The 12,844-nt window shown below is 51.5% G+C and carries 9 protein-coding genes; 7 read left to right on the top strand and 2 right to left on the bottom strand.

Translation table 11 applies throughout. The features are described from left to right. Positions 1-141: 141 nt before the first annotated feature. From K384_RS10505 to K384_RS10495, 3 genes are read left to right on the top strand one after another with little or no spacing between them, the layout of a single operon-like run. A complete protein-coding gene (locus K384_RS10505) occupies positions 142-327 on the top strand; it encodes a hypothetical protein (protein WP_038032108.1) in 186 nt (61 codons plus the stop codon). Further along, positions 324-1,538 carry a DUF2586 family protein gene (locus tag K384_RS10500; RefSeq protein WP_038032106.1) on the top strand — a complete coding sequence of 405 codons (1,215 nt, stop codon included), beginning with the start codon at positions 324-326 and terminating at the stop codon, positions 1,536-1,538. Before K384_RS10505 ends, K384_RS10500 begins: the two co-directional genes overlap by 4 nt. Before the next feature lie 5 nt (positions 1,539-1,543). After that, positions 1,544-1,723, top strand: coding sequence for a hypothetical protein (locus tag K384_RS10495; RefSeq protein ID WP_157630132.1), 180 nt, complete (start codon positions 1,544-1,546; stop codon positions 1,721-1,723). 574 nt (positions 1,724-2,297) lie between these two features. Here K384_RS10495 and K384_RS10485 read toward each other — a convergent pair. Together K384_RS10485 and K384_RS10480 are read right to left on the bottom strand one after the other, a co-directional pair. After that, complete coding sequence (locus K384_RS10485) at positions 2,298-4,520, bottom strand: M1 family metallopeptidase (RefSeq protein ID WP_038032100.1); 2,223 nt, start codon at positions 4,518-4,520, stop codon at positions 2,298-2,300. Between the two features lie 40 nt (positions 4,521-4,560). Next, positions 4,561-5,136 carry a HupE/UreJ family protein gene (locus K384_RS10480; protein ID WP_038032099.1) on the bottom strand — a complete coding sequence of 192 codons (576 nt, stop codon included), beginning with the start codon at positions 5,134-5,136 and terminating at the stop codon, positions 4,561-4,563. 82 nt (positions 5,137-5,218) lie between these two features. On the opposite strand from K384_RS10480, the gene K384_RS10475 reads away from it, so the two are divergent. From K384_RS10475 to ruvA, 4 genes are all read left to right on the top strand, one after another. Then, positions 5,219-7,846: a WG repeat-containing protein gene (locus K384_RS10475; protein WP_084147203.1), complete on the top strand. Its 2,628-nt coding sequence runs from the start codon at positions 5,219-5,221 to the stop codon at positions 7,844-7,846. 106 nt (positions 7,847-7,952) lie between these two features. Beyond that, complete coding sequence (locus K384_RS10470; RefSeq protein WP_038032096.1) at positions 7,953-8,909, top strand: hypothetical protein; 957 nt, start codon at positions 7,953-7,955, stop codon at positions 8,907-8,909. Positions 8,910-9,044: 135 nt separating this feature from the next. Beyond that, positions 9,045-12,116, top strand: a complete 3,072-nt coding sequence (locus K384_RS10465) for an ATP-binding cassette domain-containing protein (RefSeq protein WP_038032095.1) — start codon at positions 9,045-9,047, stop codon at positions 12,114-12,116. A 111-nt stretch (positions 12,117-12,227) separates the two neighbouring features. After that, the gene (gene ruvA, locus K384_RS10460) at positions 12,228-12,827 is read left to right on the top strand and encodes a Holliday junction branch migration protein RuvA (protein ID WP_038032094.1); all 600 of its coding nucleotides are present in this window, start codon (positions 12,228-12,230) and stop codon (positions 12,825-12,827) included. Positions 12,828-12,844: the final 17 nt, after the last annotated feature.

Here is a 12,844-nt window from a genome sequence, read left to right as displayed (position 1 = left end):
TCAAGGTTTGAAGGGGGAGAGGCTCGATAAACAAAGTACAGAAGGTGATTACACGAACACAACCTGTCATCTCGAGCGCGCGCAGCAAGTGAGAGGTCTCAAGCCCACCAAGCCACGGGAACTAAAAAGGGATTTCCCGCTATGCGAGAAATAGAACAACGGCTTGCCCGCCTGCGGGTGGTGGGTTTTTCGTCGTCCCTGCTACGCTCAATGCGCCAAAGCATAGAAGGGCATTATCTGTTGTTTGAGATAGAACTTGAAACGAGCTATACCTTTCAACAACCCACCGAAAGAAGCATCATAGACGAAATTTCAATAGACGTATGAGACCTAAAACTCAAGCAAGCAGCAGCCCCACAGCCGGTACCCAAGACGGCGTATGTCTGCTGGTACACAATGCCCCGGCGGCTTACAGCTATTCGGAACAGGTGTTCACTTCGCTAAAGCAGGCACAGGACGCCGGCTTAAGCGAGAGTGCCGACGCCACGTACGGCTATTTGCTCTATGAGCATATACGTGATTTCTATAGCGAAAACCCCAACGGAGAAATCCATTTGCTTCGCTTGCCGGAAGCGGCTACCTACAACTCTTTGTTTACGCCCGGCAGTGCCGGCTACACAACCCTTTCGAACTACTTGTCGTCGCAAAACGGGCACATCAGCATCGTGGGCTTTTGCTTACGCCCGGCGGTGGAAAACCACAGCGGCTCATTGAGTGACGACCTGCTTTCTGCCATACCCATGGCGCATAGCTTTGCCATGCAGGAGTTTGCGAAGCTGCGCCCGGTCGTATTCATTTTTGAGGGGCGTAAATTCAGCGGTACGGCAGCGGCAGCGGCGGACCTGCGTGCTTTGGAGGCGGGCAGCTGTGCGGTAGTGATTGGGCGTGACCGCCTGCGGGCAAGCGCATTGTCAAGCATAGACCCCAACTACGCGGCTATAGGGCTATTTTTGGGCAGTTTGTCAAAAGTGCATGTGGGGCGCAACGTGGGCAGAATCCGTAACGGACGCGTATTTGGCGTGCAGCGCCCGGAGCTGTCGGGCGGGCAGGCGCTTCTGCGCGGTAGCTTCAGCGATGATGATTTCGACATCATCCACGACAAAGGGTATATCTTTCTTGACAAGTACCCCGGGCAGTCCGGTTTTTTCTGGTCTGATGACCCTATCTGTACGTCTTCTTACAGCTCTGATGCGTATATATCGTCGGTGCGTGTGCGCAACAAAGCTGCTAAGATTGCGGCGGCTACGTATGTTTCGCGTCTGAAAGATGGGTTTGAAATAGCCCCTTCGACCGGCCGGCTGAGCCCCATTGTGGTGAAGACCCTGCAAAACGAACTGGAGCGCGCCATTGTGCAGGAGATGGTGACGCCCGCTGATCCCGGCCGTGAACGCGAGATATCGGGGGTGAGTGTGCGCATAGACCCCGAACAAAACATCTTGGCCACCGGCAAAATAGTTGTAAACTTGACGGTTTACCCCTTAGGAGTTGCCCGTACCATAGAAACCAACATTGTTATTGAGAACCCTACAAATAACTGATGACTATGAGAGAATACAGCGGAAAAGATTGTAAAGTGGCGATGCTGGGCAGGGAGGTGGCTGCTATCAGCATTAAGTATAGCGCTAAACAGGAGAAAAAGAGCACGTATGTGTTGGGCAAAGCAGAGCCTTATGCAGAGATAGTGGGGCGCAAGGAGTTTGACCCACAGCGCATCTACCATTAAAAGAAAGATTACGACGGGGCAAGGCATTGTGTCTTGCCTTTTTTGTTTTGTTGTCCGGTGCTTATCACCCGGCACAAGCACAGCCTGTCATCTCGAACGAAGCGCAGCGAGAGCGAGTGAGAGATCTCAAGCCCACCAAGTAACCAAAGGGAAGGAGATTTCTCGCTACGCTCGAAAAGACAAAGGAGGGGGCTCGAGATGGCAAGAGGGGGCGAAAAGGCAAGGAGAGATGCTCAAGGTTTGAAGGGGGAGAGGCTCGATAAACAAAGTACAGAAGGTGATTACACGAACACAACCTGTCATCTCGAGCGCGCGCAGCAAGTGAGAGATCTCAAACAAAACAAACGGCAAGAAGGAAATAGATTTCTCGCTATCGCTCGAAATGACAAAGGGGAGGAGATGCTTGAAATGACAAAGGAGGACAAAAAGACAAGGAGCAAGGACAAAAGAAAGCAAGCAGGCCGGCGGCATTGAGGGAGCATTCCCCCGGAAAAAGGGCGGTGCACACAGGCGTCCATAAAAAAAGGCATGTCTTGCGACATGCCTTTTTTGCTTAGAGAAGGGTAATTACTTCTTACTTGCCCTGCTTGAACTCATCGAACTTCGAACCTTCGGCTTTCTCTTCACGCGGAAAGACGTTGTCCGTGGTGTCGATATCGGCGGTTTCTTCGTTCGGGTCAAGCACGATGGCCACCACCGGTTTGTCGCTTACAAACACCTTCGATATTTCTTGGTCGTTGTAGCGCCAGATTTCGGCAGGCAGGCGTTCGATGCGCGAAGTGCCGTCGGCAAATTTCAATTCCACAATCACGGGCATAATCAAGCCCCCTTCGTTTTTGAATTTCACGCTGTAGAAATGCAGGTTTTCGTCCTTATAGATGCGCTTTTCGGCTTCGGTAAAACGAATGCCCGAAGTGGCTTCTATTCGTTCCATCATCTGTTGGTATTTCTCTTTAGGAAACACCTTTGTTTCGAAGGGGCTCTTGTCGTTTTCTTTTTGGGCAGTATAGTGCACCACCGAGGCAATGGCTATGTCGCAAGGCTCGGTGCTGTAGAACCAACCGCGCCAGAACCAATCCAAATCCACACCTGAGGCATCTTCCATGGTACGGAAGAAGTCAGCCGGCTGCGGGTGCTTGAATTTCCAGCGTTGGGCATAGGTCTTGAAGGCGTAGTCGAAGAGCTCATGCCCCAAGATGGTTTCACGCAAGATATTCAGGGCGGTAGCCGGTTTGCCGTAGGCGTTGTTGCCAAACTGAAGGATTTGTTCCGAGTTGGTCATGATGGGCACCATTTGGTCGGGGGCGCTCTTCATATAGGGCACGATGTTTTTGGCAGGTCCGCGCCGCGAAGGATAAGGCGATACCACATCTTTTGCCCAAGCCTGCTTGGGTACTTCCTGTTCGGTGAGGTATTGCAAGAAAGAGTTGAAGCCTTCGTCCATCCAGGTCCATTGGCGTTCGTCGGAGTTCACAATCATGGGGAAGAAGTTGTGCCCCACTTCGTGAATGATAACCGAAATCATGGCGTATTTGGTGCGGTCGGGCACGCTGCCGTCCGGGTTGGGGCGCCCGCCGTTGAAGCAAATCATGGGGTATTCCATGCCAAACACGGGACCATGCACCGAGATGGCGACGGGGTAGGGGTAGTCAAAAGTATAGCGCGAATAGGTTTTGAGTGTAAGCGCCACCACGTTGGTCGATTTTTCGCCCCACAGCGGGTTGCCTTCTTTGGGGTAAAAGGACATAGCCCACACTTTGCGCCCGTTCACATCGACCTGCATGGCGTCCCAGATAAACTTGCGCGAGCTTGCCCAGGCGAAGTCACGTACGTTTTCAGCTTTGAACACCCACGTTTTGGTGTTTTTGGCACGCGACTTTTCATTTTCGCGGGCTTCTTCTTCTGTTACTATCAAAACGGGCTTATCGGATTTCTTGGCTTCTTCCAGCCGCTTGAGCTGCGTTTTGCTCAATACTTCTTTGGCATTTTGCAGCTCGCCGGTGGCTGCCACAATATGGTCGGCGGGCACGGTGATGGCCACTTCGTAGTTGCCGAACGGAAGGGCAAACTCGCCGCGTCCCAAGAATTGTTTGTTTTGCCAGCCGTTCACGTCGTCATACACGCACATGCGGGGGAACCACTGCGCAATTTCGTAGAGGTAGTTGCCGTCTTCGGGGAAGTACTCATAGCCGCCGCGTCCGCCCATTTTGTTGGCATCGATGATTTTGTGTTCCCAATCGAGCGAGAAGGTAAAGGTGCCGCCTTTGGGGGCAATGGGTTGGGGTAGGTCAATGCGCATCATGGTGCCCACGATGGTGTAGGGCAGGGGCTTGCCGTTGGCATCGCGCACATTGCTGATTTTATAGCCGTGTTCGGAATTGACGCCCGCCCACCACATCATGGTTTGGTAGGAGGGGTTGTCGTCCATTTCAAAGGTCATGCTTTTGTAGGTGTTCGACTCTTTGTGGAAGCGGTTTTGGTCGAGCTGCACCCACAAGTAGCTGATGGCATTGGGCGAATGGTTGTAATAGGTGATGGTTTCGCTGCCTTTGAGCGTTTGGGTTTCGTCGTTCAGGCTCACCTGAATTTTGTAGTCGGCACGCTGCTGCCAGTATTCGTGCCCGGGCGAGCCGTCGGCTGCGCGGTACACATTGGGTGTGGGCAGCAGTTCGTCCAGCTGCTCGAATTTGGTGGCGGGGTACTTGCGGTATTCGGGCTTTTGCTGTTGTGCGTACGCCTGCATGCTCACCCCCCACAGGAGCAGCAAACCAAGCGTATAGCGGATTTTCTTTAACATAAATGAGTTTGTTTTGAATGAAACATAAAATAAACGACTATCAGACAGGTATGCGTTGAATGAGCATCCACAAGGCAGGCACCAGGGCACTGCCGGTAAGCAGGGCGGCCCAGTCGCGCGGGCTGCGCCAGCAAACAAAGATACTGCCAATGATTAAGATACACAAAACGATGAGCAACTGTCCGGCTTCCAGTCCCAAATTAAATGCTAACAATGGTTGAAAAATAGACTGCGACTGCAGCAGCAACGAACGCAAATAATTGGAAAAGCCCATGCCGTGGATGAAACCAAAAAAGAGCGCACCGGCATAGCGCATGGCAGGGGCGCTGTTTCGCTGCGAAAGCCGCGGCAGTGCCCACAGGTTCAGCACACAGGTCAGCGCGATGGTCAGCGGAATGAGAAACTCGACCCATGCCCCCGGCAGACTGAATACGTTGAAGGTAGCCAGCGCCAAAGTGACCGAATGCCCAATGGTGAAGGCGGTAACCAAAATGAGCACTTCGCGCCAGCGGGCTAAGGTGTAGGTGGCACACAAAGCAGCCAGAAAAAGCATGTGGTCGAAACCATTGAAGTCGGTAATGTGGCGCAAGCCCAACTTAAAAAACGATTCGAACATTTGTTTTTGTATTTTTACCCTGAAAGAAAACGCAAGAAATCGCTAAATTCATATACTTGCCATCTTATTTTTTGAAAATGCCATGAGTAGAATTTTTACTTTGTTATTGATAAGCAGTGTCTTTTTTCTCAATATACAGACAGCTGGCGGGCAGTCTGTTTTTAAAAAAGGAGTTCGTGCTTTGGCAAAAGGCGACTATGAGCAGCTGGAGGCGGTTTTGCAGCGCGCTGCCAAGCGGCACACCCGGCACCCTTTGCGTTTTTGGTTGTGGGCATGCTACCGGGGCATCGATTCCCTGCCCCATCATAACTATGAAGAAGCCCATTTTTTGCTCGACCGGGCGGTGCAGGCATGGCAGGAAGGCAGTGCGCGTGAGCAAAGCCGCTGGCTGAAGATAGCCCGCTTGACTTCTTTCGATTCTTTGTATCGCTACCGTGATTATCTCGACCGGCGTTTGCTTGATCAAATCAAAGCTGGCAGCGACCTGCAGGCTGTGGAGCACTACCTGCAGGAGCACGCCCATTCGCCTTACAAGGTGGAAGCCATCACTTGGCGCGACAGCCTTGCTTTTGCGCAAGCCCAAGCCGCCGACACCTACGATGCCTACGAAGAGTTCATTGCGCGCTACCCGGGAGCGCCACAGGTAGAACAAGCCCGCCGCCGCCGCGATATGCTGCTTTTCGAAGAATGGACCAGTGAAGGCAAGTTGCAGGATTATCTCGACTTTTTGGCACGCTTTCCCGATTCCTATGCCCGGGACGAAGCCGAACGGCGCATCTTTTATTTGAGTACGGCCACCTTCCGCCCGGAAGATTTCCTGCACTTTCTGGAGAACTACCCGCAAAGTTCCATGCGGCGTCATGCGCTGCAATTGGCTGCCTGCCTGGCCATGTTTCACGACCGGTGGGCGCCGCTTGCAGCTTATGCCCACGAGCCGGAAGTGCTCTATTGGAAAGAATACGCCCCCTTGCGCAAGCAGTGGTTGTTTCCTTATTTTCAGGATGGATGGTGGGGCGTGGCCGGGCCCGATGGCAACATATTGATTCCGCCCCATTTGGAACGACTGTGGAAAGAATACGGTTGCGCGCCCATCACCGACGACTTCATTGTCGTGGAAGACCGGCACGGGCGCTTGGGCATTTACGACAGGCGCGGCAAGAAGCTTTTCGGGGCTTTGTTTGAAGACTTGGAGTGGCTCGGCGATGGCTTGGCGTGGGTGGCTACGGCTGCCGGTGAAGGCTTGGTGCATGTTACCGGCATGTGGTTGATTGATGCCGTTTATGAGCGCTTGGAGCCTTTTGTCAATCATACTTTTCTTGCCCGTAGGGGGGGCGTCTGGGGGCTGCTCGATGTGTACGGGCGTGTGTTGCTTCCTTTCGAATACGACAAAATAGAGCTTTGGAGAGAGGAGGCGCTGCTGGTATTGCATAAGGCCGGCAGCGCAGAATTGCTGCCGCTGCAGCAACTGGAAAGCCTGCAGCAAGGCGAGGTGTATTACCCCCTGGCCATTTTCGACGAAGTGGCACCACTGGAAGCCCATCACTTAAAGGTGAGGGCAGGAGATGCCTATGGGGCACTCGATGCCTCGTTGCAGGTGGCTTTAGATGTGACTTACAAGGAAGTAGATTTGAAGAAAAACACTTGGATAGTGCACACCGGCCGGGGCGTGTGTTTGTTGCGCATGAGCGGGCGCCCTTTGGTGGCCGACACCTTCCACTATGCCCGGGCAGGTACGCACTATATCGTGGCACGCCGCGACAGCCTGTGGCATATTTACGACTATCTGGGGCAAGCTCTTTTCCGCCAGCCTGCCGATACTGCCTACTTCTTAGGCTCGGCGGTGCTTGTGCAGGCAGGCAAAAAAACAATGCTTTTGCTCGAAAACAGGGCATGGCAAGACAGAAGCGACTACCATGACTTTCAGCTGCTGCGCACTTCCCATGATGCCGGCCGCTATTTTATACAAATGCGCGACCGGCGCGATAAAATAGGTGTAATTGACCGCTACGGACAAGAGCGCCTGCCTTTCCGTTATGAGGCTGCATATATGTTGGACAACTACCTTATAAAAGTGCATGTCAAGCGGCGTGTGGGCTTGGTAGATACCAGCGGTCAGGTGGTTTTGCCCATCGAATACGAAGGCATCGGCGATTTGATTGAAGGCACCATTCCCTTGATGAAACGGGGGCGTTTTGGGGTGTTTGTGCCCGGGCAGGTGCTTATAGAACCACAATTTGAAGCTTTGCTTCACCCCGAGGGGCGCTATTGGCGTGCGCGCCTTCAAGGCAATTGGGGGCTCATAGATGCCGAAGGCAAAAAACTGCTGCCTTTTCGTTATGAACGCATAGAGGCTGTTCATGACAGCTTGTTTCTGGTGAAGGCAGGCTTGCAATGGCAGCTTGTCAATCCGTTGAGCGGGCAGGTATTTTGGGAAGGTAGCAGAGTGGAAAGCTTCGATTGCGAAAACTCGCGACTGCTGTTATTGTATCAAGGCAAACAAATCCGGATATGGAAAGATGGCTCATGGATGGCTTGTGCGGAAGATTACGTACAGCCCTATTGTGTGCAAGGCAAGTGGGTGCTTCGGAGTGAACAGGCAACCGATGCGCAGGAAACACGGTGGCGCATTGCATGGAAAGACCTTGACGGGCAAGTGTTTTTTGAGACCTTGATGCGGGAAGAGGAGCTTTTCGAGTGGGATTGCGATTGATGCCGCGTGTGCACGGTCGAATATTTTTCTTAAATTCATTCAAGGAAACAACTATTTTCTTATATTGCTTGTAATTATTGTACCGGGTTCAAAAAATGAAAAAAATATGAATCGTCAGTGGAAAATACTTTTATTGGGAGTTTCTATGGCCTCTATGTTTGCCTGCCAAAGCAATCAGGAGGAAGGCAAGGTGGAAGAAGCCGATACCGTAGCTGTTGAACAAACAGCCGAAGACAGCGTGACGGTTGAAGATATTCAAAAAGTAACGGCGCACTTTCCTTCGCCCGTAGATTTCGTTTCTTATATCAATCATGCCGACTTGGCATACCAAGCCACTTGGCTCAACCCCATTGACCGGGTGAATCAATACCTGGGCCGTCCTGAAAAGGCTGCTTTGAACTTGGGCGTTTATCTGTCCGATTTAGGGTATCAGTCTATTTACATGAAAAGCGAAGCAGCCCTGCAATACCTGAAAACAGCCAAGCAGCTTTCGGACCAGCTCAACATACTGAACGAAGAAACCAACACCTACCTCAAACGTTTTGAAGCCAACCTGAGCAACCGTGACTCGCTGCTGACCATCACGCGCGAGGCTTACTATTCCATTGATGAGTACTTGCGCGAAAACGAAAAAACCGACTTGGCCGCTCTTATCGTTACGGGCGCTTGGATTGAAGGGCTTTATGGCGGTGGCAACATCTTGACTTCTTTGCCCGCTTACTTCGAAAACGAAAAATACCGTCCTCTGATTTATCGCATTGGCGCGCAAAAAAGCTCTTTGGAAAACATCATTGCCATGCTCGAGAAAATCGACGACGTGGAGGAGGTAAAAGCCATCACTGCCGAGCTGAAAAAGCTGCTTGAACTCTATGCCCCGGTGGAAGTGGTGGAAGCAAGCAGCGAAGAAGAAGCCATCGTGGACATAGCCGAGGTGCAGAACATAGAACAACTGACCGAAGAGGTGGTGATTAACAGCGTGAAGGAGGTGAAAATAGACAAAGCTACCTTCGAAGCCATCTATAAGCAGATAAGCAAAATACGCGAGATGATTGTAAAGCCCTAAGCGATAAAAAATGGAGTATCTGACAACCACCCGCCCAAACAGCAGGGTGGTTGTTTTGTTTATATACCTTACCGGGCTGCTGAAGCTTGGTTTTTCTTTGTGTGGACATTATCTTGAGAAACAAATCTTGTCTTTATGAGTGAAGAAGTACTGAAAGCTTTGATGCAACTGTTCGGCATCACTGCCCGCCTGGACGGTGTGACCGAAGTTGAGCGCGAGTTGGTGTATGATTTCTTGAATCAACAGCTGAACCAACAAGACGTGCCCAAGTACTTCGAGATATTTGAACAATATGCCACTCAGCGGACATCCAATGTCTATGAAGAAGGAGTGAAGCTTACGCCGGTGCGCCTTTCGTCGCGCATGTTGCGTTTGACTACGCAAATCATCAAAGAGCTTACCCAACAGCAGAAGGTCATTGTATTGATTCGCCTGCTTGAACTGGTGAATGTAGATCATCGCATCAGCCCGCAGGAGGAAGACTTCGTGGATACAGTGGCTACGGTGTTTAATATAGAACCCGGTGAATATCAGGCCATCAAGCGCTTTGTGATGGAGGAAAGCCCTTTGCCCCACTTGCAAGAACCACTTTTATTGTGCCTGCAAGCACCACCGCTGCCGCCGCTTGTCTTTGAGCATGCCATGGCAGTGCCACAGCTGCAGGGCGCAATCTTGATTTTGCGGGTGCCCAGCGTGGAGTCTTATTTTGTGAAATACATTGGCGACAAGGAGTATTACCTGAACGGCGTGCTCATGCACCCGCTGCATATTTACCCCTTGCCACCGGGCAGCAGCATACGCGGGGGGCGCATTGAGCCCATCTATTATAGCGACGTGGTGCGTTTCTTTTTGAAAGAGCAGCACCGCCAACCCATTGTTTTGCATGCCCGCAATATCAGCTACCGTTTTCCGTCGGGCGTGGATGCCGTCAAGCCTTTGTCCATGAAAGAATACGGGGGCAACCTGGTGGGCATCATGGGGGCAAGTGGCAGCGGCAAATCTACCTTGATTGAACTGCTGGCAGGAATCAAAAAGCCTTCGAAAGGAACGGTCACCATCAATGGCGTGGACGTGCATGCCGAAGAGATGGCGGGCATCGTTGGTTTCGTGCCACAACAAGACCTGCTCATTGAAGAGCTGACGGTGTACGAAAACCTTTATTATGCTGCCCGTTTGTGTTTTGGCAACCTGCCGGAAGAAGACATCAAACAAAAAGTGGAAAAGACGCTGCAAGACTTGGGCTTGTACGAAGTGCGCCACCTGGCTGTGGGCAATGAAATAGACCGCATATTGAGTGGGGGGCAGCGCAAGCGCCTGAACATAGCCTTGGAGCTGTTGCGTGAGCCTTCCGTGCTTTTTGTAGATGAACCCACCTCGGGGCTCTCGTCGCGCGATTCGGAAAACGTGATGGACCTGCTCAAAGAATTGGCACTGAAAGGCAAGCTGGTGATTACGGTCCTGCATCAGCCTTCGTCCGATATATTCAAGATGCTCGACAGCCTCTATATCCTTGACTTGGGCGGCTATTTGATTTATTCGGGCAAGCCGGCCGATGCCTTGATTTATTTTAAGAAAGCAGCCAATCAGGTCAACAGCGAGCATATCGAATGCCATGAATGTGGCAATATCGACGTAGAGCAGATTTTCGACATCATCGAAATGCGGGTGGTTGATGAATATGGACGTTTTACCAACAGGCGCAAGCGCACCCCCCGGCAGTGGCATGCGCTTTTTCAGAAGTACCTCGAAGAAAACAACACCACGGAGGAAGACGAAGGTGTCTTAAAGCCTCTTGAGAGCCACCTGGTGCGCCCTTCATTCCTGAAGCAGTGGTTTTTGTTTGCGCTGCGCGATGCACGCATCAAACTAAGCTCGCCTTCCTACATTACCCTTGCGCTGCTTCAGGCGCCTGCTTTGGCTTTTCTGCTGGCTTATATCAACCGCTATTATCCTTTGGAAGAAGGGCATAGCCATTACACACTGTATCACAACAGCAACTTACCGGCTTATATCTTTGTGGCGGTCATTATTGCGTTGTTCATGGGCATGACCATCGGGGCGGAAGAAATACTCAAAGACAGGCGCATTTTGTTTCGCGAGCGTTTTTTGGCGCTGAACCGTCATAGTTATCTGCTGGCAAAAACAGCCGTGCTGTTCGCTATGTCGGCTGTGCAAACCACCCTGCTGGTCTTGGTAGGCAACCTGACCATGCGCATCGAATGGGCTTTGTTCGATGAGTATTGGCTGGTGCTGTTTTCGACGGCTTGCTTTGCCAACCTGTTGGCACTGAACCTGTCTTCTGCTTTCAAGAAGTCGGCGGTGATTTACATAGCCATTCCCGTTTTGCTTATTCCTCAACTGATATTGGGCGGTGTGGTGGTGCGTTTCGACCGCATGAACCCCTCTTTGGTGGCACATACTACCACCCATATTCCCGCCATCAGCCATTGGATGGCATCCCGTTGGGCTTTTGAAGCCCTGATGCTTGAGCAGTTTCGCGACAACAGCTTTATGCGTCCGCAATATGAATGGAAGAAACAAATTGCCGAAAGTGAGTACAAAGCCATCTTCTTATATGAGCGTCTGCGGGCAGCCCATGATTCCATAGCCATGGGGCAGCGTCCGGCTTATTGGGCATCGATGATTGGTAAAACCATCGAAAACGATCATTTCCTGCGGCAGCACCCCCGCTATGTGCCTGTGGTCAACATGTTGAAAGAGAGCGGGGTAGAGCGTTTGTCTGCCATCACCCCCATGCTTGATTCCCTCTTGCGCCACCTGCGTGCCTATTACATGGAGCGGGGCGAGCTGGCGCGTTTGAGTCTGCGCCGTTGGACCGGGCAGCAAAGCCGTACCGACTCTGCCAAGCAAGCCTATCAAGCCCTGCACCTGCAAACACACAACGAAGCGGTAGAGCGTTTTGTGAACAATATCGACATGGGCAACTTTGTGCGCCTGACCACCGAAGGTTTCCGCCCCAATGTATATTTGGCTTATTTGGATGGCGAAGGCTTCTTTTCGCACTTTTTTGCCCCCAACAAATGGCAGTGGGGCAGGGCATGGGATACCTTTTATGTCAATCTGCTGGTCATATGGTTGATGAGTCTGCTGCTTTACTGGGCACTTTATGTGCGCTTGCTGGAAAGAAGTATGCTATGGCTGGAACAATGGCAGATGCGTCGCAGGCGCCCTACGGACAATATGTGAAGCCGTGTTTTTTGTTTTTCTCTTGCATTGTCCTTAGATTTGGAGCTTGCGAAAATGCTTGAATGTTAGAATAATTCAAGTTATTTGTGTTTGCTCTCAAAACAATATTTTATGTTTGCCTATATACGCGGTGTTTTAGTTCAGAAAGAGCCTACTCATGTAGTGCTTGATGTGCAGGGCGTCGGCTATTTTATCAAAATATCATTGCACACTTATGCACAGATAAGTGCCAAAAAGGGCGAAGAACAGCAACTATACGTGCATTTTCACGTACAAGAAAACGCTCATAGCTTGTATGGTTTTGCCTCGGTGGTGGAAAAAGAGCTTTTTTTGATGCTTATGAGTGTGTCGGGTATCGGTGCCAATACCGCTTTGATGATGCTTTCGGCAATGAACCCGCAAGAGCTGACAACAGCCATTGCGCAGGAAGACGTGAAGCGTCTGAAAGCCATCAAAGGGATAGGCGAAAAGACAGCCATGCGGGCAGTGGTAGAGCTGAAAGACAAAGTGCGCAAGCAAATGCCGGAAGCTGTTTTGGACGATGCACACGCACAGCCTTACTACCGCTTGCAGGAAGAAGCCGTGCAGGCCTTGGTGGTGCTGGGCTTGCCCAAAGCCACTGCCGAGAAGAATGTGCGTTCGGTGCTCAAAAACCTGAAGGGCGAAGAAGTAGCCTTGGAAGAACTGATAAAACGGGCACTCAACGTGTAGCTGCGGTGTCGTTTTTG

This window comes from Thermonema rossianum DSM 10300 (assembly GCF_000426825.1).
Classification (GTDB): domain Bacteria; phylum Bacteroidota; class Bacteroidia; order Cytophagales; family Thermonemataceae; genus Thermonema; species Thermonema rossianum.
The sequence above is the reverse complement of the archived record's forward strand: the minus strand, read 5'-3'. Positions and strand labels throughout refer to the sequence as shown.